At 67.8% G+C, this 25,197-nt stretch carries 21 protein-coding genes; 9 read left to right on the top strand and 12 right to left on the bottom strand.

Annotated features, from left to right (window positions below):
- Positions 1-50: 50 nt before the first annotated feature.
- Together SRAA_RS00810 and SRAA_RS00805 are read right to left on the bottom strand one after the other, a co-directional pair.
- The gene (locus SRAA_RS00810; RefSeq protein ID WP_045530375.1) at positions 51-740 is read right to left on the bottom strand and encodes a dienelactone hydrolase family protein; all 690 of its coding nucleotides are present in this window, start codon (positions 738-740) and stop codon (positions 51-53) included.
- Positions 741-785: 45 nt separating this feature from the next.
- Positions 786-1,232 (bottom strand): universal stress protein, encoded by a 447-nt coding sequence (locus SRAA_RS00805; RefSeq protein WP_045530366.1) that lies wholly within the window; start codon positions 1,230-1,232, stop codon positions 786-788.
- 127 nt (positions 1,233-1,359) lie between these two features.
- Here SRAA_RS00805 and SRAA_RS00800 point away from each other — a divergent pair, with 127 nt between their 5' ends.
- Positions 1,360-2,655: an MFS transporter gene (locus SRAA_RS00800; RefSeq protein WP_144318672.1), complete on the top strand. Its 1,296-nt coding sequence runs from the start codon at positions 1,360-1,362 to the stop codon at positions 2,653-2,655.
- Positions 2,656-2,667: 12 nt separating this feature from the next.
- Here the strand turns inward: SRAA_RS00800 and SRAA_RS00795 are convergent, their stop codons facing one another.
- Genes SRAA_RS00795 through SRAA_RS00785 form a run of 3 tightly spaced genes read right to left on the bottom strand, consistent with a single transcriptional unit; the run spans position 2,668 to position 5,259 of the window.
- Positions 2,668-3,480, bottom strand: coding sequence for a phosphodiesterase (locus tag SRAA_RS00795; RefSeq protein WP_045530359.1), 813 nt, complete (start codon positions 3,478-3,480; stop codon positions 2,668-2,670).
- Between the two features lie 22 nt (positions 3,481-3,502).
- Entirely contained in the window at positions 3,503-4,333 is an 831-nt protein-coding gene (locus tag SRAA_RS00790; RefSeq protein WP_045530356.1) for an ABC transporter permease, read from the bottom strand.
- On the bottom strand, positions 4,330-5,259 hold the full coding sequence (locus SRAA_RS00785) for an ATP-binding cassette domain-containing protein (protein ID WP_045530354.1): 930 nt from the start codon (positions 5,257-5,259) through the stop codon (positions 4,330-4,332). The genes SRAA_RS00790 and SRAA_RS00785 overlap by 4 nt, the downstream gene beginning before the upstream one ends.
- Before the next feature lie 202 nt (positions 5,260-5,461).
- On the opposite strand from SRAA_RS00785, the gene SRAA_RS00780 reads away from it, so the two are divergent.
- Genes SRAA_RS00780 through asd form a run of 4 tightly spaced genes read left to right on the top strand, consistent with a single transcriptional unit; the run spans position 5,462 to position 10,293 of the window.
- Positions 5,462-6,376 (top strand): DUF4394 domain-containing protein, encoded by a 915-nt coding sequence (locus SRAA_RS00780; protein ID WP_052467424.1) that lies wholly within the window; start codon positions 5,462-5,464, stop codon positions 6,374-6,376.
- Positions 6,373-6,999: a methylamine utilization protein gene (locus SRAA_RS00775; protein ID WP_144318671.1), complete on the top strand. Its 627-nt coding sequence runs from the start codon at positions 6,373-6,375 to the stop codon at positions 6,997-6,999. The genes SRAA_RS00780 and SRAA_RS00775 overlap by 4 nt, the downstream gene beginning before the upstream one ends.
- Positions 6,996-9,356: a putative bifunctional diguanylate cyclase/phosphodiesterase gene (locus tag SRAA_RS00770; protein ID WP_231849298.1), complete on the top strand. Its 2,361-nt coding sequence runs from the start codon at positions 6,996-6,998 to the stop codon at positions 9,354-9,356. The genes SRAA_RS00775 and SRAA_RS00770 overlap by 4 nt, the downstream gene beginning before the upstream one ends.
- A gap of 31 nt (positions 9,357-9,387) precedes the next feature.
- Entirely contained in the window at positions 9,388-10,293 is a 906-nt protein-coding gene (gene asd / locus SRAA_RS00765) for an archaetidylserine decarboxylase (RefSeq protein WP_082039825.1), read from the top strand.
- Positions 10,294-10,314: 21 nt separating this feature from the next.
- Here the strand turns inward: asd and SRAA_RS00760 are convergent, their stop codons facing one another.
- Together SRAA_RS00760 and ychF are read right to left on the bottom strand one after the other, a co-directional pair.
- Positions 10,315-11,412, bottom strand: a complete 1,098-nt coding sequence (locus tag SRAA_RS00760) for a hypothetical protein (RefSeq protein WP_045530352.1) — start codon at positions 11,410-11,412, stop codon at positions 10,315-10,317.
- Positions 11,413-11,453: 41 nt separating this feature from the next.
- On the bottom strand, positions 11,454-12,548 hold the full coding sequence (gene ychF / locus SRAA_RS00755; RefSeq protein WP_045530350.1) for a redox-regulated ATPase YchF: 1,095 nt from the start codon (positions 12,546-12,548) through the stop codon (positions 11,454-11,456).
- A gap of 145 nt (positions 12,549-12,693) precedes the next feature.
- On the opposite strand from ychF, the gene SRAA_RS00750 reads away from it, so the two are divergent.
- Complete coding sequence (locus SRAA_RS00750) at positions 12,694-13,692, top strand: HD-GYP domain-containing protein (protein WP_052467422.1); 999 nt, start codon at positions 12,694-12,696, stop codon at positions 13,690-13,692.
- Between the two features lie 7 nt (positions 13,693-13,699).
- Here the strand turns inward: SRAA_RS00750 and SRAA_RS00745 are convergent, their stop codons facing one another.
- Positions 13,700-14,614, bottom strand: a complete 915-nt coding sequence (locus tag SRAA_RS00745; RefSeq protein WP_045532984.1) for an MOSC domain-containing protein — start codon at positions 14,612-14,614, stop codon at positions 13,700-13,702.
- A gap of 54 nt (positions 14,615-14,668) precedes the next feature.
- On the opposite strand from SRAA_RS00745, the gene SRAA_RS00740 reads away from it, so the two are divergent.
- Positions 14,669-16,126, top strand: a complete 1,458-nt coding sequence (locus tag SRAA_RS00740) for an RsmB/NOP family class I SAM-dependent RNA methyltransferase (RefSeq protein WP_045530348.1) — start codon at positions 14,669-14,671, stop codon at positions 16,124-16,126.
- Between the two features lie 2 nt (positions 16,127-16,128).
- Here the strand turns inward: SRAA_RS00740 and SRAA_RS00735 are convergent, their stop codons facing one another.
- Together SRAA_RS00735 and SRAA_RS00730 are read right to left on the bottom strand one after the other, a co-directional pair.
- Positions 16,129-16,407: a type II toxin-antitoxin system RelE/ParE family toxin gene (locus SRAA_RS00735; RefSeq protein WP_045530346.1), complete on the bottom strand. Its 279-nt coding sequence runs from the start codon at positions 16,405-16,407 to the stop codon at positions 16,129-16,131.
- Positions 16,404-16,637 (bottom strand): TA system antitoxin ParD family protein, encoded by a 234-nt coding sequence (locus SRAA_RS00730; RefSeq protein WP_045532982.1) that lies wholly within the window; start codon positions 16,635-16,637, stop codon positions 16,404-16,406. The genes SRAA_RS00735 and SRAA_RS00730 overlap by 4 nt, the downstream gene beginning before the upstream one ends.
- 265 nt (positions 16,638-16,902) lie before the next feature.
- Here SRAA_RS00730 and SRAA_RS00725 point away from each other — a divergent pair, with 265 nt between their 5' ends.
- Positions 16,903-18,138 carry a DesA family fatty acid desaturase gene (locus SRAA_RS00725; RefSeq protein ID WP_045530344.1) on the top strand — a complete coding sequence of 412 codons (1,236 nt, stop codon included), beginning with the start codon at positions 16,903-16,905 and terminating at the stop codon, positions 18,136-18,138.
- A 51-nt stretch (positions 18,139-18,189) separates the two neighbouring features.
- Positions 18,190-18,534, top strand: a complete 345-nt coding sequence (locus SRAA_RS00720; RefSeq protein ID WP_052467421.1) for a hypothetical protein — start codon at positions 18,190-18,192, stop codon at positions 18,532-18,534.
- Between the two features lie 26 nt (positions 18,535-18,560).
- Here the strand turns inward: SRAA_RS00720 and SRAA_RS00715 are convergent, their stop codons facing one another.
- Both SRAA_RS00715 and SRAA_RS00710 read right to left on the bottom strand, forming a co-directional pair.
- Positions 18,561-18,908, bottom strand: a complete 348-nt coding sequence (locus SRAA_RS00715; RefSeq protein ID WP_045530340.1) for a hypothetical protein — start codon at positions 18,906-18,908, stop codon at positions 18,561-18,563.
- Between the two features lie 3 nt (positions 18,909-18,911).
- A complete protein-coding gene (locus SRAA_RS00710; protein WP_045530339.1) occupies positions 18,912-25,139 on the bottom strand; it encodes an excinuclease ABC subunit UvrA in 6,228 nt (2,075 codons plus the stop codon).
- Positions 25,140-25,197 lie beyond the last annotated feature (58 nt).

The following is a 25,197-nucleotide window of genomic DNA, read 5'->3' as shown; positions in this document are numbered from 1 at the left end:
AGCCGCCCCACGGGCGGCCAGGCTTAGGCGTTTACCCTTGCCTTTTGGGTTCAGCCCAGATGCTGGGCCAAGAAGGCCAGCGTGCGCTCGCGCGCCAACTCGGCCGACGGGCCATGGTGCGCGCCGCGCTGGTCGCAGTTGAAGCCGTGGTGCGCCGCGTAGGTGTGCACCTGCACCTGCGGATGCCGCTGCTGGAAGGCCCGCACGGTGTCGAGCGGGATCCAGTGGTCTTGCTCGGCAAAATGGGCCAGCACCGGGCATTGGGGCTGCAACTCGGCGTCGGCCCCTACCGTCATGCCGCCGCCGTAGTAGGGCACCGCCGCCGATAGGCCCTGGAGCTGGCAGGCGCTGCGCCACGTCAGCAGCCCACCCCAGCAATAGCCCACGATCCCGACCTTGACCCCGGCCGCCAGACCCAAGGTGTCGATGGCGGCTTGGATGTCGGCCATCACGCCCGGCGCCGGCAGGGCATCGACTTGCAGCGTGATGGCAAAGCCGGCCTGCATGTCGGCGTCGGTATAGCCCAGATCCACCCCGGCTTGCACCCGGTGAAAGGTCGAGGGCGCCAAGGCCACGTAGCCGGCCGCCGCGTAACCGTCGGCCACCGCGCGGATGTGCGAATTGACGCCAAAAATCTCTTGCAGCACCACCACGGCGCCGCGCGGGGTGCCCTCGGGCTGGGCCAGGTAAGCAGGGCAGACGAAACCGTCGGCGGCTTTCAGATCAAGGAACGCGCTCATGCAAGTCTCCAGTGAGGGTGGGTGCCCGTGCGGGCGGGGCGGTAGTCAGTCGGCTTCGGGTGCTGGGGCGGGCTTGACAAAGGTCACCGGCACCGGCGCGTGCTGCAACATCTGCTGCGACACCGAGCCCAGCAGCGTGCGCCCGATCAGGCCACGGCCGTGGCTGCCCATGATCACGCCCTCGCAGCCCTCTTCTTCCAGCACCTCGAGCAGCAGGGCCACCGGCTCACCCATGCGCACGTGGGTGCTGCAGGGCAGCCCGGCTGCTTGCACCCGCTCCAGCGCAGCAGCCAACATATCTTGGCCAGCGGCCTGGGCCAGGCGCTCGATCGCCTCGGCGTCGTGCAGCGTGACCAGCTCGTAAAAGGTGGCCGGCTCTTGCACATTGACCAGCACCAACTCGCACGCCAGCCCGGCCTGCGCCATGCGCAGGGCGTACGCCACCGCCTCGATCGACAACTCCGAACCATCCACCGGGATCAGCCATTTCATGCGATGCGCTCCATTGATTGCTTGGCCTCAACTGTAGCGCATCGCTGGCCGGTGGCACGGTGCCTTGCCAGGCGAAAATTGCCGCCGCTCTGGGCAGGTCGAGGCCAGTGCGGCGACAATGCCCCCGATGCCCGATTCGACTGCGCCCAGCGCACCTCCCCCCTTAGGCTTGGCCGCCTTGGCCCCGTTGCAGCAGCGCCCCTTTGCCTTGCTGTGGATCACTTGGCTGACGGCCAACATCAGCCTGTGGATGAACGACGTGGCCGCCGCCTGGCTCATGACCACGCTGACCACCTCGCCGGCTTGGGTGGCGCTGGTGCAGACCGCCGCTACGCTGCCGGTGCTGCTGCTCGGGCTGCCCAGCGGGGTGCTGGCCGATGCCTTGGAGCGGCGCCGGCTGTTGTTGCTCACCCAAGTCTGGGCGGCGCTGGTGGCGCTGACGCTGGTGCTGGTGGTCAAGCTCGATGCCCTGACCCCGGCGCTGTTGCTGGCGCTGGTGTTTGCCAACGGCATCGGGCTGGCGCTGCGCTGGCCGGTCTATGCCGCGCTGATGCCGCAGCTGGTGCCGCGCGCGCAGTTGCCGGCTGCACTGGCGCTCAACGGGGTGTCGATGAACGTCTCGCGCATCGTCGGGCCGCTGGTGGCCGGATTGATCATCGCCAGTCTGGGCAGCGAGTGGGTGTTTGTGCTCAACGCGGTGTTGGCGCTGGGGTGCGTCGCCCTGATCTGGCGCTGGCGCAGCCCGCCGCGCGAGGAGCCGCTGCGGCGCGAGCCCTTTTGGAGCGCCCTGTTGGTGGGGGTGCGCTTTGTCGCCCAATCGGCCCGCTTGCGGCTGGCTTATCTGCAGGTGGGGCTGTTTTTTTTCCACTCGGCCGCGCTGATCGGGCTGCTGCCGCTGCTGGCGCTGCGCTACGAGGGCGCCAGCGCCAGCACCTTTACTTGGCTGCTGGCCGCCATGGGCAGCGGTGCCATCCTGTCGGCGTTGTGGTTGCCGCGTTTGCGCCAAGGGCACAGCCGCGCCTTCATGGTCTGGGCCGGCATGGTGTTGCAGGCGCTGACGATGCTGGTCGTCACATGGGCGCCTTGGCTGTGGGCGGCGCTGCTGGCGATGTTCGTGGCCGGCATGGCGTGGATTGCGGTGGCCAACACGCTCAACGTGGCGGCCCAGTTGGCCATGCCCGATTGGGTGCGCGCGCGCGCCATCTCGGTCTATCAAATGGCGCTCATGGGCGGGGCCGCCTTGGGCGCTGCGGCGTGGGGCAAGCTGGCCCATTGGGTGGGGGTGCCGCTGTCGGTCTCGCTGGCGGCGCTGTCGGCGCTGTGCCTGGCCAGCCTGACCTTGCGCTGGAGCCAGCGCTCGCGCCTGCTGGAAGACCCGGGGCTGGAGGACGAGGGTCGGGCAGCCGAGCCGCCGCTGCAGTAAACCAGCACTGCCTTACAGGCGGTCGAAATCCTGTGGCGCGCCAAAATCGCCCACCACCACGCTGTGCGTGAGCAAGCGGCCGCCGTGCCAGCGGTGCAGCAAATAGCCGGGCGGCTCCAGCCGGTAGCGTGCCGGTTGCTCGGTGCGCAAATCGAGCGCGATCTGGTGCGCGGTCGAGGGGGCGCTGAGCGCCAGCGCGTGCGCCACCCGCGTGACCGTGTGCCGGTGCAAATGCCCGCACAGCAGGGCCTGCACCTGCGGGTGCTGCCACAGCAGCGCTTCGAGTTCGGCCGCACCTTGGCGCAGCGCCATGCCGTCCATCTCGGCCAAGCCGGTGGCATAGGGTGGGTGGTGCAGCAGCAGCAGGGTGGGCTGGTTGCTGGCTGCCAGCGCCTGTTCCAGCCAGCGCAGCCGCTCGGGGCACAGCTCGCCGTGCGCGCAGCCCTCGGCCACGGTGTCGAGCGCCAGCAGGCGCAGCGTCGGGCACTCCCACACATACTGCACAAAGGTGGGGTGCAGACCTTGGCAGGCTTGCAGCCAGTCGGCACAGGCGTGGCGCAGCGCGGCGCGCCGGTCGTGGTTGCCGGGCAGCGGCAAGATCGGCAGGCCCAGCGCCTGCAGCGGCAGCACCAGTTGGCGCAGCAAGGCGTAGTCGGCGGCGCTGCCGCTGTCGCTCAAGTCGCCCGTGAGCAGCAGCAGGTCGGGGGCGGGGTCGCGCGCGCACAGGTCTTGCACGCAGGCGCGCAGCAGGGCGGTGGTGTCCACCCGTGCCCCCGCAGGCGGCGTGGCGCGCAGGTGCAGGTCGGAGAACTGGGCGATCAGCATGGGGGCTTGCTCAAGCGGCTTTTTAGCGCGCAAAGCGCTTGCGCGTGAGCGCCAGCGCGATCCAGAACGCGACCACGGCGTAGCCGGCCAGCACCGCCAGGTGCAGCGCGGCGTCGGCGGGCCACTGGTTGAGGAACAAGGGCCGCACCAGCGCCACCCCGTGCGTGAGCGGCAGCAGCTCGGAGACGGCGTACACCAGGGCAGGCAGTTGCTCGCGCGGGAAAAACACCCCGCTCAAAAACATCATGGGCGTGAGAAAGAGCGTGAAATAGTAGGTGAAAAAGTCGTAGCCATGCGCCAGCGCGTTGAAGATCAGCGCCAGGCAACTGAAGGTGATGCCCAGCAGCAGCAGCACCGGCAGCGCCAGCCAGAGCGTGGGCGCTTGGCTGATGCCCAGCACCAAAATCACGCCCAAAATCGCGCACACGGTGAACAGCGCCTTGAAGGTGGCCCAGAGCATTTCGGCCAGCACGATGTCGTCGAGCGTGACCGGGGCGTTGAGGATGCCGTCCCAGGTTTTTTGCACCTGCATGCGCGAGTAGGCCGAGTACAGGGCCTCGAAGCTGGCGGCGTTCATGGCGCTCATGCAAATGGCGCCGCTGGCCAGAAACAGCAGGTAGGGCACGGCCAGCGCCACCCCGTCGGGGCCGCTCACCGTGACCTGCCCGACCAGCATCCCCATGCCGTAGCCAAAGGCCAGCAGCCAGATCAGCGGTTCGGCGATGTTGCCCACCAGGCTGGGCAGCGCCAGCTTGCGCCAGACCAGCAGGTTGCGCTGGAACACCGGCCAAAAGCGCCACGACAGCCGCGGCGCGCGCCAGTGGTGGGGTGGGGTGCTGGGCAAGGCGTTCATCCTTCTTGGCGGATCTGGCGTCCGGTGAGCTTGAGGAACAGGTCTTCGAGGTTGGCCGGCCGGTGCAGGGTGTGCAACTGCGGCCAGTCGTTGAGGGCGGCCAGCAAGGGGCGCGCGTTCTGCGTGTAGAAAAACACCGTTTCACCGCTCACTTCGACCCGCTGCGCCAGCCCTGCCAGCGCCGACTGCGCCAGCGCCTGCACCTCTTGGTTTTGCTGCGCATAGACCTCGACCACATCGGGTTCCAGGTGCTGCGCGATCAGCTCGCGCGGGCGGCCTTCGGCGATTTTGCGCCCCTGGTCGATCACCACCAGGCGCTGGCACAGGCGCTCGGCCTCGTCCATGAAGTGGGTGGTGAGCAAAATGCTCTTGCCCTGCTTGAGCAACTGTTGCAGCCGCTCCCACATCAGGTGCCGCGCCTGCGGATCCAGCCCGGTGGTGGGCTCGTCGAGCAGCAGCAGCCGGGGGTCGTTGATGAGCGCGCGCGCCAGCGACAGGCGCCGCTTCATGCCGCCCGAAAGCTCGCCCGGCTTGGCCTGCGCCTTGTGCGTGAGGGCGGCGAATTCGAGCAGCACCGGTATGCGCGCCGCCAGCGTGGCCGCATCTAGGCCGAAGTAGCGCCCAAAAACGCGCAGGTTTTCGGCGCAGGTGAAGTCGGGGTCGAGCGTGTCAAACTGGCTCACCACGCCCATCTGCGCCTTGATGGCTTGCGCTTGTTCGGGCATGGGCAGGCCAAAGGCTTGCACGCGACCGCTGTCGGCGTGGGTGAGCCCGAGGCAGATGCGCAAGGTGGTGGTCTTGCCGGCGCCGTTGGGGCCGATCAGGCCCAGGCACTCGCCGGGTTCGAGCGCAAACGAGAGCCCATCGACCACGGTCGTGCCGCCGTAGCGCTTGCAGAGTTGGTCGGCGTGGAACAGGGTGGTCATGGGGTATGCATTGTGCCGCCTTTACACTGCGCTTTGGGGCGTCGAGCGCCAGTCGGTGTAAAAGCAGGGTTGGCGGGCGCATGGGCCGCTGCATGGCCCAAGGCTGTGCCAAAATAATTGCCTGTCTAGGCGATTCTGATGCCCAAGACTTGGTGCTCGGTTGTGGCCGGTGAGGGTGGTTTTTCACGTACAGGGTTCTGGCATGACGAGATCAAGGTATCGCTGCATCACGCAGCAGCTCAAAATAGCTGCGGGTCTGTGCCTGCTGGGTTTTGCTTCGGTGCTGTGGGCTCAACTTCCGCAGCGGCCGCCCCGCCCCGAGTTGCCGCCCTCGGTGTGGCTGTTGACGCAAGCGCAGCAACTCATCCAAATCAATGCCGCGCAACCCCGGATTGCGTTGCAGCAGCGGCCTATCCGAGGTCTGCTGGCTGGCGACGAGTTGGTGGGGATCGACTACCGGGTCGCGCAGGGCCGCTTGTATGGCCTAGCGCGCAGTGGTCGGCTCTACGTTTTGCAGCCGCAAACTGGCCAAGCGCGCTTGGTCAACCCGGGGGCCACTTTGTTGGCGCTGCAGCCTGGCCCAGTCGGTTTTGACTTCAACCCGGCGGCTGACCGCATTCGCGTGGTGCAAAGCAGCGCCCACAACCACCGCCTGCACCCCGACAGCGCCGAGGTGGTGGACTTCGAGCCAGCGGCCCCAGGCACCCAGCCCGACCCCAAGCTGCGCTTTGTCAGCAGCGACCCACATGCCGGGCACGCCCCCGATGTGGTGGCAGCGGGTTATACCTACAACACCCAAAACGAACGCCTGACCAGCAACTACGCCATCGAGCGGCGTTTGGGTCTGCTGGTGTTGCAAGGCTCGCGCGAAGGCGTGCATCCAGCGGTTTCCCCCAACACCGGCTTGCTTAGCACCGTGGGCAGTTTGGGGTTGGGGGCCTTGAACGAGGTGCAGTTCGATATTTCGGACATCGGCAACGTGGCGCTGATTGCGGCCACCACGAGCACCTCGGTGTTGCCGCGCTTGTACCGCATTGATTTGACCACTGGTGCGGCCCGCTTGCTGGGCCCCTTGGCTGGCGGCCAGCCGCTGGTGGGCATGGCGATCGAGCCATGAGCAAGCGTTGGACCTTGGGCGCACTGGCCGTGCTTTTGCTGGCTTGCAGCGGGTTTGCGGCGGCTCAGGCGGGTACGGTCAGCGTCACGGTGCAGGTGCGTGACGCCGCCGGTCAGCCGCTGGCCCATGCCGTGGTGCAATTGGATTCCCCTGCCGCTGCAAACGCCAGCCGGGCGGGTTCGCCGCGCCGCATCGTGCAGCGCCAGCGTCGCTTTGAGCCCGATCAAAGCGTGGTGACGGTGGGTACGGCGATCAGCTTTCCCAACCAAGACACCGTGCGCCACCACGTGTATTCGTTCTCGCCTGCCAAGCGTTTCGAACTCCAACTCTACACAGGCACGCCGGCAACCCCCGTGGTCTTTGATCGGCCTGGGGTGGTGGTGTTGGGCTGCAACATCCACGATGAGATGCTGGCTTGGGTGCATGTGGTGCGCACGCCCCATTTTGGCCAAACCGGGCCCGACGGACAGATTGTCTTAAACGGCGTGCCCTTGGGGGTTTACGAGATTGGGGTGTGGCACCGTCGTTTGCCCGAGGGGGTTGTGGTGCCGCGCCCAAGCCTGCGCGTCCTCGCCAGCACGCCGACCCAAGTCGTTACCCTCAACACCTTGTCGGCACCGTGAAACGCCTAGGCAAACTGTTTGCGCACCCTCCGTTGGTGCTGCGCATTGTGTTGCTGGCTTTGTTGGTGCTGCTGGTGGTGCAAGCGGCGGGTTTTCTGGCGGTGCGCGTGGCCGTGCAGCAGCAAATTGCCACCCAGTTGAGCAATGACCTCGACGTGGCCGACCGCGTCTGGAACAAGCTGTTGCAACAAAACGCCATTCGCCTGCGAGAGGCCTCTGGCGTGTTGGCTGCTGATTTTGGCTTCCGCGCCGCAGTCGCCTCCGGCGACGCCGACACGATGGTATCGGCGCTGCAAAACCACAGCCAGCGCATTGGGGCCTCGATGGCGGCCTTGCTCGACCCGCAGCTCAACTTGGTGGCCTCGACCCTCGAGGAGCCCAGCAAAACAGCCATGCTGCAGGCCATGGTGCCAGGTCTGAGCGCCGAATTGGCGCAAGACCCGCAGGCTGGAAGGCTGGCTATTGCGGGCAGCGACGTGTTTCAGTTCGTGCTGGTGCCGGTGCGGGCGCCCCTTACCGTGGGTTGGGTGCTGATGGGCTTTCCGGTCGGTCAGGTGCAGCTCGATGACATGCAGCGCCTGACCGGCACCCACATCATCCTGACCGTTTACCAGACGGTGGGAGGGGCAGCCAACACCGTGTCGTCGCTGGGCGAGTTTTCCTCTGACATTTACGCGCGCATCCGCACCCAAGCCAGCGAAATTCGCTACCAAGAAGGCATGTGGAAGGCGCGCCACTTGCAGCCTGCCACCCACGGCGGTGCGCTCAGGGTGACGCTGTTGCGCTCCTACGACGAGGTCGCGCAACCTTTCAAAAACCTGCAGTGGCTGCTGGGTCTGATCGCCCTCGCCGGGTTGCTGCTGTTTGCATTGAGCAGCGCGTGGGGCGTGCGTTTCATCACAAGGCCGTTGACGCACCTGACCCGTGTGACGCGGGAGCTGCGCCAAGGCCAATTCCAGACCGAGGTTCCCGGTACCGAGCGACACGACGAGGTGGGAGAGCTGGCGCGGGGTTTTGACCTCATGCGCACCAGCATTGCGCAGCAACGCGAGGCCATCCTCCAGTTGGCGTATTGGGACCGCCTGACCGAGCTGCCCAACCGGGAGCAGTTTCGGCGCAGCGTGCATGAGGCCATCGGGCAAGCACCCCCAGCCGGCTGGGAGCTGGCCGTGCTCACGCTCAATCTGAACCGCTTCAAGCACGTCAACGACGTGCTTGGCTACGGATTTGGTGATGAACTGCTCAAGGCCGTGGCGCAGCGCCTGACACAACAAATGGAGGCCACGGATGGGCTGGTGGCGCGCCTTGGAGGCGATGAATTTGCTTTGCTGCTGCGCGGCTGTGGCCCAGCGGGCGCCGTGCAGGTGGCGCAAAGGATTTTGCAGGCCTTCGAGGCTCCGTTGGCGCTGGGTGAGCAGTCGGTGGATATGGATGCCAGCTTAGGCGTAGCCTGCTGGCCCACCCACGCCAGCCAAGCCGATGAGCTGCTCGGCCGCGCCGAGATTGCCATGCACGCGGCCAAAACCACCAACGAACCAGTGCTGGTCTACGCCCCGCGGCTTGACAGCGCCAGTGCCGAGACGCTCTCGCTGCTGGGCGACCTGCGCCACGCACTGGCGCACCACGAATTGCGTTTGTACCTGCAACCCAAGCTCGATTTGCGCAGTGGCGCCATTGTGGCGGCCGAGGCGCTGGTGCGCTGGCAGCATCCGCAGCGCGGTCTGGTGCCACCGGTGCAGTTCATCCCCTTTGCCGAGCAAACCGGTTTTGTTCGTCAGCTCACGCTCTGGATGTTCGAACAGGCGGCGCTCTGGCTGGCCGCACACGCCAGTGCACAAGCGCCACTGCGCGCGGCCATCAACCTGTCGACACGAGATTTGTTGGATCCCCAATTCCCAGCCCGACTCACCGATTTGATGCAAAGGCATGGGGTGGAGGCAAGCCATTTTTGCCTTGAAATCACCGAGAGCGCCATCATGGACGACCCCCAGCGCGCCGAACACACGCTCAACCAACTGGCGGCGCTCGGGTTTAAGTTGTCGATCGACGATTTTGGCACCGGTTATTCCTCGCTGGCCTACCTCAAGCGCCTGCCCGTTCAAGAGCTAAAAATCGACAAATCTTTCGTCATGGGCATGAGCGACGACGAGAGCGACGCCAAGATTGTGCGCTCCACCATCGACCTGGCACACAACCTGGGCCTTACCGTGGTCGCAGAAGGCGTGGAGTCGCAAGCCATTTTGCAGCGCTTGCAGGCCATGGGCTGCGACGAGGCACAGGGCTACCACATCTGCCGCCCCATGCCGGCTAGCGCATTTGCAGAATGGGCGCAGCAGTGGGCCAAGCCCGCAGCCTAAGCTTAGAATCTGGCCCTTTTGGCCAGCCCCCATGCCCGCATCTCCTACCCCACCCAGCAGCCCGCTGGCGGCACCGCCCCCTTATCACGCTTGGTTGCAGCACGCCTTGCCCAAGCAGGCCCTGACCGAGCTGGCCGGGGCTTTTGCGCGGCGTCCGCTGGGCGCGCTGACGCAGATGGCCATGCGCCGCTTTGCCGCGCGCTATGGCGTGGACATGAGCGAGGCGCTGCAGCCCGACTTGGCCGCCTACGCCACCTTCAACGACTTTTTTACCCGCGCCCTCAAGCCCGGGGTGCGTCCGCTGGCCGAGTCTGGCTTGCTGTGCCCGGTCGATGGGGCGGTGAGCCAACTGGGCCGCATCGAGGGCGACCGCATCTTTCAGGCTAAGGGGCAGCACTACCGCAGCATCGCGCTGCTGGGCGGAGACGCGCAGTTGGCGGCCAGCTTCGAGCACGGCGACTTTGCCACCCTGTACCTGAGCCCGCGCGACTACCACCGCATCCACATGCCCTGCGCCGGGCGCTTGAAGCGCATGATCCACGTGCCGGGGGCGCTGTTTTCGGTCAACCCGGCCACGGCGCGGGCGGTGCCGGGGCTGTTTGCGCGCAACGAGCGCGTGGTCTGCGTGTTCGAGGGCAGGCACGCCGGGCGGCGCTTCGACTTTGCGCTGGTGCTGGTGGGGGCCACCATCGTGGGCAGCATGGCCACGGCGTGGCATGGCGTGGTCAACCCACCGCGCCCGGGCCTACTGCAAGACTGGCGCTACGAAGAGCGTGCCATCGAACTGGAGCGCGGGGCCGAAATGGGCCGCTTTTTGCTCGGCTCCACCGTGGTGCTGCTGTTTCCGCCCGGTTTGTTGCGCCTGAACCCGCAGTGGGCGGCGGAGCAGCCGGTGCGCTTGGGGCAGCAGATGGCGGACTGGGTGGCGCCTGCCTGAACCCTTTTTGCCTTGGCTTTGCTAGGGGGTCGAGCAGGTTGCAGCGTAGTTGGCCTGCAAGCCACGCAACCACCCGTCTTGCACCGGCTGCGTGGCCTTGCCCAGCATGGTGTCCACCATGTTTTGCGCCAGTTCTGCGGGTGGCTGTGGCAGCAGGCCTAGGCGCGAGAACGAGCTGGCCGCGAGGCGCTTGTAAGCCAAGGGCGCGCTGCCCGTGATCGAGGTGTGGCGGCCAGCGTGGGCGCTGGTTTGTTGCAGCAGCAGCGCCGTGCGCTCTGGGTCCAGCACGGTGGCGATCAGCGCCGCCTGGGTGCGCAGCCGCAAGTCGTTGAGCAGGTACATCGAACCGACCTCTTTGCTCCACTGCGGTTTGACCAAAATGGTGTGCAGACAGCGCATGCCGGCCCGGCTCAGCCGGTCGAGCAGGCCGATTTCTCCGGCGTTGATGCCAAAGTGCAAGGGGTGCTGGTTGATCGGGAATTTGTGCTTGATTTCGAGCACCCAGACGCGGTCACCCAAAATCACGGCGCGGTCGAGGTTCCAGACCGTGCGAAACCACGGCTGGATGGCGCAGTTGATCAGGATGCGCGGCAGCAGCACCCGCTCGGCGAGCCGGTCTTGGTGGTAACCCGAGACAAAGCCCCAAAAGGCCTGGCGCTGGCGCAAGCTGTTGCGCACCGAGGCGTCCACCAGAAACGGCTTGGGTGGCCGGTTGCTGAGCGTTTGCAGCAGCTCAGGCAGCCGCTGCGTGGGGCCGGCGCGCTGGCCATCGCGCACCGGCGTGGCCCAGAATTCGCCGTCTGCGTAGTCGAGCAGCCACGGCCTGAGGCAGCGCCCAAGCGCCTGCAAATAACGCCCCAGGCCGGGTTCGCGCTGTCGCGCCCACACAAACCCGAGCCACCCGAGGTCGCTGCGGCCGCTGTCAACCACCACCGTTTCCACATCCAGCAGCACCAAGGGGTGGGCCGCGCAAGCGGGCAGGGCCTGCACGATCTGGTCGAACAGGCATTCAACCACCAGCCCTTCGATCAGCTGGTGCTTGTCCGCCGCCAGAATCCGGCCGGCCAACTCGTGGTCGGACAGATCCAAGTCGGCCAGTTCTCCCCAAGGCGTTTGCATGGCGGCACCCTTTGGTTGCAAGGTGCTGCAAGCATAGCCGCTTAGACGTTGAACAAAAAGTTCATCACGTCGCCGTCGCGCACCACGTAGTCTTTGCCCTCGGAGCGCATTTTGCCGGCGTCTTTGGCGCCTTGTTCGCCCTTGCAGGCCAGGTAGTCGTCGAAGGCGATGGTCTGGGCGCGGATGAAGCCGCGCTCGAAGTCGCCGTGGATCACGCCCGCCGCCTGCGGTGCCGTGGCGCCGATGCGCACGGTCCAGGCGCGCACCTCTTTGGGGCCGGCGGTGAAGTAGGTTTGCAGGCCCAGCAGCTTGAAGCCGGCGCGGATGAGCCGGTTCAGGCCTGGTTCGTCCTGCCCCATTTCCTGCAAAAAGACGAGCCGGTCGGCGGGCTCCATTTCGGCCAGTTCGGCCTCGATCTTGGCGCAGATCGCCACCACCGGCGCGTTTTGCGTGGCGGCGTAGGCTTGCAGCTTGTCTAGCAGCGGATTCGCGGCAAAGCCGTCTTCGCCCACATTGCCCACGAACATGGCCGGCTTGGCGGTGATCAGGCACAGCGGCTTGAGCAGCGCCCGGTCGTCTTCGCTCAGCGCCAGCGCGCGCACCGGCTGGCCCTGGTTGAGCGCGGCCTGCACCGGGCCCAGCAATTGCAGCAGCCGGGTGGCGTCTTTGTCGGTGCCGCTGCGGGCGGCTTTGCCGGCGCGTTGCAGGGCCTTGTCCACCGTGGCCAGGTCGGCCAGGCAGAGCTCGGTCTGGATGACCTCGATGTCCGACACCGGGTCGACCCGGCCCGCCACGTGGATCACGTTGGCGTCTTCGAAGCAGCGCACCACGTTGACGAGGGCGTCGGTCTCGCGGATGTGGGCCAAAAACTGGTTGCCCAGCCCCTCGCCCTGGCTGGCCCCGGCGACCAAGCCAGCGATGTCAACAAATTCGACGATGGCCGGCACCACGCGCTCGGGCTTGGCGATCGCCGCCAGTTGCTGCAAGCGCGCATCGGGCACCTCGACCACGCCCACGTTGGGCTCGATGGTGCAAAAGGGGTAATTTTCGGCCGCGATGCCGGCTTGGGTGAGGGCGTTGAAAAGGGTGGATTTGCCCACATTGGGCAAGCCCACGATGCCGCACTTGAGACTCATATAGGCCCTAAAATGACAATTTCTGAATGTCGCCGATTTTAGCGGCCCCATTTGCTCAGGAGACACGCTGGGCGCGCTGGTGTGCCCCGCCTTCGAAGCCTAGCCTCTACGCCAGCCCTCAAGCCCAACTGATTGCCTCTGCGCCATGCCGCTCGACCCGCACGACTCCACTCCCCAAGAGCTGCCCGCCGCCTTGGAGCCGGTGTTGCACGATGTGCGCCTGCAGCTCGACCCGGACCCGGTCGAAGCCATGCCCGCGCTGCGGCGGCGGCTGGCGGCCTTGCTGCTGGAGGGCGCGCAGGCGCATGATTTTGCGCGCCGCTTGGCCTTTATCGAAGCCGGGTTGCGCCTGACGCTGCACCACCGGCCCGATGACAGCGTGTTGGTGCTGGTGCAAATGCTGTCGGATCGGCAATATGGCTACTGCGCCACCCACGCCCTGCTGGCGGCCAGTTCGTGTTTGCTGGTGGCGCCGCTGCTGCCGATCGAAGAGCCCCAGCGCGGTGCGCTGCTGCGCGCCGCCCTGACCATGAACATTGCGCTGGCCGAGCTGCAAGACCTGCTGGCCACCCAGGCGCAGCAGACCACGGCGCACCAGCGCGAAAAAATCACCGCCCACCCGAACGATTCGGTCGCCATGCTGCGCGCCTTGGGTGTGAGCGACGCCGATTGGTTGCGTTGGGTGCAAGACCACCATGAAGCCCCCGACGGCAGCGGCTACCCGAGCCAAAAAACCGAGCTCGATCTGGGGCAGCAGTTGCTGCGCCTGAGCGATTTGTTCGTGGCGCGCATCAGCCCGCGCAGCACCCGGCGCGGCATGTGGCCGCAGGTGGTGGTGGGCAACCTGTACCTCGAGGCCGAAGCCAGTGCCAGCCCACTGGGCGCGTGTTTTGTGAAGCAGTTTGGCATGTACCCACCCGGTACCCTGGTGCGGCTGAAAACCGGCGAAACGGCGCTGGTGGTGCGGCGCGGGGCCAAGGTCAACACCCCGCTCACGCTGGCCATCACCGGGCCCGACGGCATGCTGCTGAGCATCCCGGTCAAGCGCGACACCCAGTTGCCCTTGTACGCCATCAAGGCCCCGGTGGCGCCCGAGGAGCTGCGCATCCGGCTCGACTTGGCGCGCCTGCTCAAGCGGGTCTGAGCGCCGCTCACCAATCGGCCCAGCGCCCAAACCCCGGCAGGCCCTGCGTCAACTTCAAACCCGCCCCTTGGCGCACGATGGCGTTCATGCCAAAAGTGACGGCGCCCAGCAGCCGCCGGTCTTGGCGGTAGCTTTGCAGCAGGGTGGCGACGGCGTCGCCTTGCTCGATGCCGGTGGCCGGATCCACATCCGGGATCGAGCAGCGCGCGCAGGGCTTGACCGGCTGCAGCCAGACTTCGGCGGGCGCACCGGCGCCGGCAGCGATCGGGAAGCGCAGTTCGTCCAGCCGGTCTTCGTCGTGCGCCTGCAGGCCACCCAGCAACAGATTGGGGCGAAAGCGCTCCACCCCCAGCACCTCCTGCCCGAGCAGGCGCCGGCGTTCATTCAGTTCATCGAGCGCCGCCGCGCTCAGCAGCAGCAGCGGATAGCCGTCGCTGAAGGTGTTGGGGGCCTGAATGCCGCCGGTCCAGTGCACATCCGAGGGCCGCACGCAATCCGGGTCGAAGCGCACCAGCCGCAGCCGCAGGTCGAGCTCGGGCCGGCCCGCCAGCAAAAAATCGTCAAACCACTGCGCCGCCACGTCGCCCATGTCGTAGGCGTCGAGCTCGTCGTCCCAGACCCGCACCTTGCACGGCGCTTCGGCCGCGTCCAGGGCCAGATAGAGCGACAACATGCCAGGCGCCTGCAGCTCCAGTTGCCCCATCCGAAAGCGCGGCCGCACCAGCGCCATGCGCGGCAACTCGCGCTGCGAAACGAATTCACCGCGCTGATCGACCACCATCCAGGTGCGGTCCCACTGCAGCCCGGTCGGCAGCAGCTCGGCGCTGGCCAGCCGCACGCCGGCGCAAGACTTGATCGGATAGACCCAGAGCTGCTCGATCGACAAGGGCAGCGGCGCGTCGGTGTGGAGGGCGGGTAGCATGGGTGTGGCATCCTTTTGGGCGTGATTGTCCAATAGCCGACAATACCCGGCAATATGCACCCCCACACTTTGCTAGAACTGGGCAGCGCGCTGCTAAGCCGCGTGCTGCGTTTTGAACACCCTGCCGACGCCACCGTGGCCGAGTTTTTTCGCCAACAACCCGCGCTGGGCAGCCGCGAGCGCGCGCTGCTGGCCGACGCCGTCTATGCGCTGCTGCGCGATCGGCCGCGCTTGCAGTGGCTGGCCGCCAGCCATCCGGGCCGCACGCCGCAGCAGGAGCGCCCCGCGCGCCCGCAGCGCCCCAATCATCCGGCGCAGCCTCAGGGTACGGCGCACACGCGCGCCTTGCTGCTGCTGGCCTGGACCGGCCCGGCCGAGCGCTTGCAAGCCGCCTGCACGCCCGAGGAATGGAGCTGGCGCACGCAGTCGCTGGCGCAAACCTTGGCCGCCGCCCCGCCCGCCTGCCAGCACGGCCTGCCCGATTGGCTGGCCGAGGCGCTGCGGGCCGAGCTGAGGCGGGAGAGGCTTGGGGTGGTGGGGTTGGTGGATCAAAGCGCAACCGATTCGGGTGCGCAGGCGACAGCGACAGTGGCTGAGGCTGAGGCTGAGGCTGAGGCTGAGGCTGAGGCTGAGGCTGAGTTGGGGGCGCAAGTTGTTGCCGCCGCGCAAGCCTTGCGCCAGCCCGCGCCGCTGGATTTGCGCGTCAACCTGCTCAAAACCAAGCGCCCCGCCGTGCTGGCGCTGCTGCAAGAGGCCGGCTTGCCGGCCACCGCCACACCGCACTCGCCTTGGGGCATCCGGTTGGCGGGCAAGCCTGCGCTGCAGCAGTTGCCCGCTTGGCGCGAGGGCCTGATCGAGGTGCAAGACGAAGGCGCGCAACTGCTGGCGCTGCTGTGCGAGCCCAAGCGCCAAGAAACAGTGATCGACTTTTGCGCCGGCGCCGGCGGCAAGACGCTGGCGCTGGGTGCGCTGCTGCGCAACACCGGCCGCCTGTACGCCTTCGACACCTCGGCGCACCGGCTCGAAGCCCTGAAACCACGGCTGGCGCGCAGTGGCATCGTCGAAGTGCACACGCTGGCGCTGGCGCACGAGCGCGACGAGCGGCTACAGCGGCTGGCGGGCAAGGCGGATCGGGTGCTGGTCGATGCGCCCTGTACCGGCCTGGGCACGCTGCGCCGCCAGCCCGACCTGATGTGGCGCCAGCGCCCGGCCGACGTGGCGCAGCAAGCCGAGCTGCAAGGGCGCATCTTGGCGGCGGCGGCGCGCCTGCTCAAGCCCGGCGGGCGGCTGGTCTATGCCACCTGCAGCCTGCTGCGCGCCGAAAACGAAGCCATCGCCGAGGCTTTCAGCCAAGCCGAGCGGGAATTTGAGCTGCTGCCCGCCGCCCCCATTTTGGCGCGCGCCGGGGTGGAAGGCGCGGAGGGTCTCTGCCACGGCCCCTATCTGCGCCTGTGGCCGCACCGACACGGCTGCGACGGCTTTTTTGCCGCCGTCTGGGAGCGCCGGGGTTGAGGTTAGCGCTTGAGCTCGCGGTAAAAATTTTCGTGCGGGCCTACGGCTTCCAGATAGACCAGGCGCACGGCGTCGTCGCGGGTGTAGCCGAGCAAATAAAGCTGGCCCAAGCAGCGAAACTTGTGCACCCAGAGATCGGATAAATCGCCTTTTTTCTGCTCGCCGATGCCGGGGTCGTGCGCCACCTCTGCAACCGCCGCATCGACAGCAGCCGCTGCGTTGTCGTGCAGCTTCTTGTAGGCACGGCCAAAGCGCCGGGTTTGCCGCACATCCCAGCTCATGCGACGGCGGCTGAGCGCGCAATGAAAGGGGTGCTGTCGGCGCGCGGCTCGGCCATGCTCATCAGGCTTTCGGCGATGAACGAGGCCGGCAAATCGGGGTTGTCGAGCGCGGCCCGCCCGACCTTGGCCCAAAATTCCACTTGGCCCTGCACGGTGCGCAACTCCGCCTTCGCGGCGGCACGGGCGGCGCAAACCAACTCTTCGTCCAATCGCACAGACAAGGTAGCCATGATCAACTCCAAGAAATCTCGTTAGCTACAATTGTAGCGGGAGTTCTGCGGGGGGATCAAAAGCAAAATGCCGAGGCGGGCGCAAGCCACAAATTCACCCCTGCCGCCGGGAACGCGGGCGCGGGTTCTAGAATCCGAAGTTTAGCCCATCTGACCTGCCGTGCTCGCACAGCCGCGCGCGCAGGTGGGGTGCAGTCTGTATCTAGGCTGCATGGTGGCTGGGATGTTGCCCGTTATTCTGTGGCAGTGACTTGAAAGGTCTGCGGTGTCGATCGAATCGTTTTGGAGCGCAATTTTGCATTTTTTGGCCCAGGGCCTGAGCGGGGCCACGTGGTGGCAGGCGCTGCTGGTGGGCTTGGTGTTTACGCACCTGACCATCGTCAGCGTGACGCTGTACCTGCACCGCCATTCGGCGCACCGCGCGCTCGATCTGCACCCGGCGCTGGCGCACGTTTTTCGCGCTTGGCTCTGGCTCACGACCGGCATGAAAACCAAGGACTGGACCGCCATCCACCGCAAGCACCACGCCAAATGCGAGCAGGCAGGCGACCCGCACAGCCCGGTGGTGTTTGGCATCAAAAAGGTGTTCTGGCAAGGGGCCGAGTTGTACCGCGCCGAGGCGCAAAACCCCGATACGCTGGCGCGCTACGGCCACGGCACCCCGGACGACTGGATCGAGCGCCGCCTCTACAGCCGCTGGCCGCAGGTGGGCATCGTGCTGATGTTGTTCATTTACCTGGCGCTGTTTGGGGCGCTCGGGCTGGCGCTGTGGGCCATGCAGATGGTCTGGATTCCGTTCTGGGCCGCGGGCGTGGTCAACGGCATCGGGCACTACTGGGGCTACCGAAATTTTGAGTCACCCGACGCCAGCACCAACGTTTCGCCTTGGGGCATCGTGATCGGCGGCGAGGAGCTGCACAACAACCACCACACCTACCCGACTTCGGCCAAGTTTTCGGTCAAGCCCTACGAGTTCGACATCGGCTGGGCCTACATCCGCGCCCTGTCGGTGTTCGGGCTGGCGCGGGCGCGCAAGACCCCGCCCAAACCGGCGTTCGGGGCCGTGCGCCCGGTGGCCGACGCGGACACGCTCGAGGCCCTGATCGCGCACCGCTACGAGGTCATGGCCGCTTATGCGCAGCAGATGCGCGCCACCGTGGCGGCGGAACTGGCCGGTTTGCAAGCGGGCTGCGCCGACGCCGACGCGTTGCGCGCCGTGCGGCGCTGGCTGCACCGCGACGACGCGCAGGTGCCGCCGCAACACCAGGCGCAGGTGCAGCAGGTGCGCGCGCAGCACCCGCGGCTGGCGCAGATGCACGCCATGCGCGAGGAGCTGCGCCAGCTCTGGAGCCACAGCGCCCGCTCACGCGAGCAACTGGCGCAGGATTTGCACGCCTGGTGCCAGCGCGCCGAAGCCAGCGGCATTGCGGCCTTGCAGGAATTTTCGCAGCGCGTGCGCGCGCTGCGCCCGGTCGCGGCGCTGCCGTCGGCCTTGGCCTGATTGGCCCCCATCCTCAAGGGATTTGTAATGGGATTTCCGTGGCTGATAGCCTTGAAGCTGGTTCCTTGGGGCGATGTGATCGAGCACGCACCGAGGGTGATTGCGGGCGCGCGCCGTTTTCTGGACAAACAACGCGGCGGCGGCGCGGACATCGACGCCGCCCCTGTGCCCACCGGCAACGGCACGCCGCAAGAGCGGGTGCAGGTGCTGGAGGCGGCCTGGCAGCGCATGCAGGCCGACCTGGCCCAGGTGGCGCAGACCAACGCCGATCTGGCCGAGCAAAACGCGCGCCTGATCGACCAGGTGGAACGCCTGCGCAAGCGCAGCCGCTGGCTGGTGGGCGGTGCGGCATTGCTGGCGCTGGGGCTGCTGATGCTGGCTTGGCGGGTGTACTGAGTGGTGTTTTGCGTGGCGCCCGGCCACTATGGTTTGGGCGGGTGCGGGTTTTGGACTTGCAGCGTGGCATCGCAGCCGCTGCCGGCAGCGATCCAGCGCCGCGCCAAGCGGTTCCAGAGCCGCAGCCACAGGTGCCCCTCGGCGCTGGCCACGATGGCCCCGCAGCGGTAGCGCTGCGCCTGCGCCTCCCAGCGCAACATGCGGCAGGCACCGCGCCAGCGCAGGCTCAGCACCATCCCCAGCGGGCACGGCTCGGCCAGGCAACACAAACCACAGCCATTGCAAGATTCGCCTAGGGCCGGCTTGGCCGGTGCGAGCGGCTCGACGTGCAGAATCTGCCAGCGCGGGGGTGCCTCGGGCCGGTGGATGGGCATGGCTCAGGCTGCCGGCGGGCGCTGCGCTGCGCCACGCGCCAGCACCGGCCCCAAGGCGATGCCGGTGTGGCTGCCCTGGCGCACCAGGTCCTCCGGCGTGCCCTGCGCCACTAGGCGGCCACCCTCCTGCCCGCCTTCCGGGCCGAGGTCCAGCACCCAGTCGGCCTCGGCGATCAGGTCCAGGTCGTGCTCGATCACCAGCACGCTGTGGCCGCCATCGACCAGCCGGTGCAACATGCGGATGAGCCGCTCCACATCGGCCATGTGCAGCCCCACCGTGGGCTCATCCAGCACATACAGCGTGTGCGGCGCTTTTTGGCCGCGCCGCCCCAGGTCGTGGCGCACCTTGGCCAGCTCGGTCACGAGCTTGAGGCGCTGCGCCTCGCCGCCCGAGAGCGTGGGCGAGGGCTGGCCGAGCGTGAGGTAGCCCAGGCCCACATCGTGCAGCAGTTGCAGCGGCTGCGCGATGGCGGGCATGGAGGCAAAGAAATCCAGCGCCTGATCGACTTCCATGCGCAGCACCTCGGCGATGCTGCGGCCGCGCCAGCTCACCGCCAGCGTCTCGGGGTTGAAGCGCGCGCCGTGACAGACCTCGCACGGCAGCTTCACGTCGGGCAAAAAGCTCATGGCGATGGTGCGCAGGCCCTGGCCCTCGCAGTGCGGGCAGCGGCCCGCGCCGGTGTTGAAGGAAAAGCGCCCCGGCCCGTAGCCGCGCGCGCGCGCCTCCAGCGTTTCGGCGTAGAGCTTGCGTATCGTGTCCCAAAAGCCGATGTAGGTGGCCGGGCAGGAGCGCGGGGTTTTGCCGATCGGGGTTTGATCCACTTCCAGCACGCGCTCGATGCCTTCGCTGCCGATCAGCGCCTGACAGCCCTGCCAAGCCGGGCGCTCGCCCGCGTCCCAGGCGCGCCGCCCGGCTTGGGTGCTGCGCAGTTGCACCGCCGCCGCCACATTGCTCAGCAGCACCTCACGCGCCAGCGTGGATTTGCCGGAGCCGCTCACCCCCGTGACCGCCACCAAGCGCCGCAGCGGCAGGCGCAGCGTGAGCTGTTGCAGGTTGTGGCGCTGCGCGCCTTTGACGAGCAGCCAGGGGGGGGAGGGGCTTGGGCTTGGGCCTGGGCTTGCGATGGCGCTGCCGGTTGCGGCGGGCGGGCCGGGGGGTGGGGTCGGCAAGGAATCGGAACGTGTGACTGACGCGCCGGCCCCGCCCCCCAGCCCGCTCAGCGCATCCCCACCAACAATCCCACCAACAATCCCACCAAAATCATCCGCCACCCAACGCCTAGCCTGCAGCGGATGGCGCATGGCGTGCAGCAGGTAGCGCCCGGTCTGCGACTCGGGGGCGGCCATCAGGTCGGCCAAGGTGCCTTGGGCCACCACCTGGCCACCGCGCACCCCGGCTCCGGGGCCGATGTCGATCAGGTGCTCGGCGCGGCGGATGGTGTCCTCGTCGTGCTCCACCACCACCAGCGTGTTGCCCTGGCGGCCAAGCTGCTGCAAGGCATCCAGCAAAATCCGGTTGTCGCGCGGATGCAGACCGATGGTCGGCTCATCCAGCACATAGCACACCCCTTGCAGGCTGGAGCCGAGCTGCGCTGCCAGCCGGATGCGCTGCGCCTCGCCACCACTGAGCGTGGGCGCGCCGCGCTCCAGCGTCAGGTAGCCCAGCCCGACTTGCTGCAAAAACCGCAGCCGGCCCAAGATTTCGGGCAACAGGTCGCGTGCAATCTGGGCTTGGCGCGGCGACAAAGCACCGCCCTCGGGCAGCGCCTGCACCCAAGCCTGTAGCGCCTGCACGCTCAAGCGCGCCAGCTCGGCAATCGAGTGGCCTTGGAACTGCACCGCCCGCGCCACCGGGTTCAGGCGGCTGCCCTCGCAGGTGGCGCAGGGCTGCTCGCTCAGGTCATCGAAGTCGGGCTCGCTCAGGCTCTGCTCGCGGCCCTGGCCGTCGTCGGGCGGTCGGCTGTCGTCAAAAGCCTGGCGCTGCTGGCGGCTCAGTTGCACCCCGGTGCCCACGCAATCCGGGCACCAGCCGTGCTTGCTGTTGTAGGAAAACAGGCGCGGGTCCAGCTCGGCGTAGCTGGTGCTGCACAGCGGGCAGGCGCGCAGGGTCGAGTAGCTGTCGAGCTGCCCGATGCCGGCGCCGCCGCCTCCGGCCGCCAGCGCGCTGGCCAGGCTGCCGGGGCGCTCGGTGTCGTCGGGGCCGCCGATGCCGCTGAGCACTTGCAGCACGCCCTTGCCGTGTTCGAGCGCGCGCTCGATCAGCTCGCGCAGCTCGGCTTCGTGCTCGGGCTGCAGCTCCAGGCTGCCCACTGGCAGCTCGATCTGGTGCTCGCGAAAGCGCTCCAGCTTGGGGAAACCGAGCGTGGGCACAAACTCGCCATCGACACGCAAATGGCTGTGCCCGCGCTGGCGCGCCCAATCGGCCAGTTCGGTGTAGAGGCCCTTGCGGCCGCGCACCAGCGGCGCCAGCAAACCGATGTGCTGGCCCCGAAAACGGCTCATCAGTTGCCCCAAAATTGCCGCCGGGCTTTGCGGCTGCACCGGGCTGTGGTCGTGGATGCAGTGCTGGGTGCCCAGTTTGACGTAGAGCAGGCGCAGGTAATGCCAAACTTCGGTGACGGTGCCAACAGTCGATTTGCGCCCGCCGCGCGACAAACGCTGCTCGATTGCCACCGTGGGCGGAATGCCGTGCACGGCATCGACGTCGGGCCGCCCGGCCGGCTGCACGATGCTGCGCGCGTAGGCGTTGAGGCTCTCCAGGTAGCGGCGCTGGCCCTCGTTGAACAAAATGTCGAAGGCCAGCGTCGATTTGCCGGAACCGCTGACACCGGTGATGACGCTGAAGCGCCCGCGCGGAATGGCCAGCGAGAGGTTCTTCAGGTTGTGCTCTTTGGCGTTGACGATCTGGATCGACGGGATGCCGGCCTTGGGCCTGCCCCGAGCCAGCCGCCACGGCGGCGCGGGCTCGCTGGCCTGCAGCCCCCCTTCCGCCTCGGCGTAGGCGCGCAACGCGGCTGCGGTGTGGCTGCTGGGGTGCAGGCGCACTTCCTCGGGCGGGCCTTGGGCCACCACCTGCCCGCCGCCGGCACCGGCTTCGGGGCCGAGGTCGATCAGCCAGTCGCTGGCGCGGATCACGTCGAGGTTGTGCTCGATCACGATCAGCGAATGCCCGGCCTCCACCAGCTTGCGCAGGGCGCGCATGAGCTTGGCGATGTCGTCGAAATGCAGCCCGGTGGTGGGCTCGTCGAACAGCAGCAATTGGCCCAGCGGCGGCGCGGCGGTGCGGCGCGGGGCACTCGCCGCACGGCTCTGCTCGGCCAGCGCCAGGTGCGCCGCCAGCTTGAGGCGCTGCGCTTCGCCGCCGCTGAGCGTGGGCACGGGCTGGCCGAGCTTGAGGTATTCCAGCCCCACCTCCACCAAGGGCTGCAGGGCGGCGCAGAGCGTGCGCTCGAGCTTGCGTTGCGCCGGATCGTCGGGGGCGCTGTCATCTGCGCCCGCGCCAAACAGCGCCAGCGCCTCGCTCACTGTGAGTTCGAGCAGCTCGGCGGCGTTCCAGCCGCGCCCGCCGCGCTCCAGGCGCACCTCCAGCACCTCGGGCCGGTAGCGTTGGCCGAGGCAGTCGGGGCAGCGCAGATAGACGTCGCTCAAGAACTGCATCTCGACGCGTTCGAAACCGCTGCCGCCGCAGCCGGGGCAGCGCCCGTCGCCGCCGTTGAAGCTGAACTTGGCGGCGGTGTAGCCGCGCTGGCGCGCCAGCGCTTGTGCCGCCAGCAGGGCGCGCAGCGCATCCCAGGCGCCGATGTAGCTGGCCGGGTTGGAGCGCGCCGTTTTGCCGATCGGGGACTGGTCGATAAACACCACCGCGCTTAACTGCTCGGCCCCCAGCAGGGCCTCGTGCGCCAGCGGGGCTTGGCCGCTGTGGCCGAAGTGGCGCTGCAGCGCTGGGGCCAGCACGTCTTGAATCAGGGTCGATTTGCCCGATCCGCTCACGCCGGTGACGCAGACCAGGCGCTGCAGCGGAAAATCGACGTCGATGCCCTGCAGGTTGTGGGCGCGCACGCCGCGCAGTTGCAGCCGGGGTGTGCTGGGCGTGACCATGCGTTTGAAGCCAAAGCCGACTTGTTTGCGCCCGCCCAAGTAGGCGCCGGTGAGGGTGTCGGCGTGGCGCAGCTGCTCCGGGCTGCCGTCGAACACGATCTGGCCGCCGCGCGCGCCGGGGCCGGGGCCCATGTCGATGACGCGGTCGGCGGCGAGCATGAGCGCCGGGTCGTGTTCCACCACCACCAGCGTGTTGCCGGCGTCGCGCAGCCTGCGCATGGCCTGCAAGATGCGCCCCATGTCGCGCGGGTGCAGCCCGATGCTGGGCTCGTCGAGCACGAACAGGGTGTTGACGAGCGAGGTGCCCAGCGCCGTGGTCAGGTTGATGCGCTGCACCTCGCCGCCGCTCAAGCTGCGGCTTTGCCGATCGAGTGTCAGGTAGCCGAGCCCGACTTCGCACAGGTAGCGCAGGCGGGTCTGGATTTCGTCTAGCAGCAGCTTTAGTTCGGGTGGGGGGTGGACTGGCGCGGGTTCGTCGGTGGGTGGGTCCTTGGCGGCGGGTTCCTTGGTGGGTTGCGCTGGCGCGGCTGGGGTAGGGGCGGGTTCGTCAGTCGCAGGCTCCGATTCCTCACCCACCCCTACCCCAGCCGCGCCAGCTTCGGCTTCTGTACGCCTACGCCCACTCCCACCAGCGGCCACGGCCACGCCCACGCCCACGCCAGTGGCAGTATCACATCCTGCTCCCGGCGGCGTGCCAGCCAGCCGCGCAAAAAATTCGCGCAAGGGCTGCAAGGGCAGGCGCATCAGGTCGTGCAGACACAGCCCCGGCAGGGCTTCGAGTTGCGCCCGGCTCCAGCCCACGCCGGGCGGCAAAAAGCGCTGCTCGGGCGGCAGCACCGCGTCGGCGTCGGCCTTGGAGCCCAGCCGCCAGAGCAGGCTGTCGGGCTGCAGGCGCGCACCCTGGCAGGCTGGGCATTCGGTGTAGCTGCGGTATTTGGACAGCAGCACCCGGATGTGCATCTTGTAGGCCTTGCTCTCCAGGTAGTCGAAGAAGCGCCGGATGCCGTACCACTGGTGCTTCCAGTCGCCGCGCCAGCCGGGCTCGCCTTCGAGCACCCAGTGGCGTTGCTCGGCGCTCAGGTGCATCCACGGCGTGTCGCGCGGGATGCCGGCCGCCTCGGCGTGCTGCAGCAGCTCGTCTTGGCACTCTTGGTAGGCTGGGGTCTGGATCGGTTTGATGGCCCCGGCGCGCAGGGTGCGTTTGGGGTCTGGGATCACTAGGCCCCAATCGATGCCGATGACCCGGCCAAAGCCGCGGCAGGTCGGGCAAGCCCCGAGCGCCGAATTGAAGGAAAAATGCGCCGGCACCGGCTCGGGGTAGCGCAAGTCGCTCTCGGGGCAGTGCAGGCCGGTGGAAAAACGCCATACGCTGGCCTCGGCGGGCGGCTCGGCTGCCGGGTCGGTCTGCAAATAAACGTTCAACCGCCCGGCGCCGTGCTGCAGGCAGCGCTCGATCGCCTCCAGCACCCGGGCGCGTTCGGCGCGGCTGAGCAGCAGCCGATCGGCCACCACGTCGAGCACCTGCACCGGTTCGCTCTGGCCCGCAACGCCGGCCTGCAGGCGCTGCCCCAGCACCCGGGTGTAGCCGCTGGCGCTGAGCCATTGCTCGATTTCGAGCGCGCTGCTGCTGGCCGGCAACTGCACCGGGAAGGTGAGCAGCAGGCGCGGCTCCTGCCCGCTGCGGGCCTGTTCCTGCTGGCTGCGGCGCAGCAGCTCGGCGCAGATCGAATCGGCGTGGTCGGCGCGCACCGGCAGCGCGGTTTGGCGGTCAAACAGTTGCGCCGCGCGCGCGTACAGCAGCTTGAGGTGGTCGTTGAGCTCGCTCATCGTGCCCACGGTGGAGCGCGAGTTGCGCACCGGGTTGCTCTGGTCGATGGCGATGGCGGGCGGCACGCCCTCTACCCGGTCCACCGCCGGGCGGTCCATGCGGTCCAGGAACTGGCGTGCGTAGGCGCTGAAGGTCTCGACGTAGCGCCGCTGCCCCTCGGCATACAGGGTGTCGAACACCAGGCTGGATTTGCCCGATCCGCTCGGCCCGGTGACCACCGTCAGCTCGCCGGTGCGCAGGTCGAGATCGAGGTTTTTCAGGTTGTGCTGGCGCGCCCCACGAATGCGGATCAGCCCTTCGGGCACAGGAGGCTCAAGGGGCGCGGGCGGCACAGGCAAGGCGGGCGGCACGGGGCAAAGGCTT

This window comes from Serpentinimonas raichei, assembly GCF_000828895.1.
Classification (GTDB): Bacteria; Pseudomonadota; Gammaproteobacteria; order Burkholderiales; family Burkholderiaceae_C; genus Serpentinimonas; species Serpentinimonas raichei.
The sequence above is the reverse complement of the archived record's forward strand: the minus strand, read 5'-3'. Positions and strand labels throughout refer to the sequence as shown.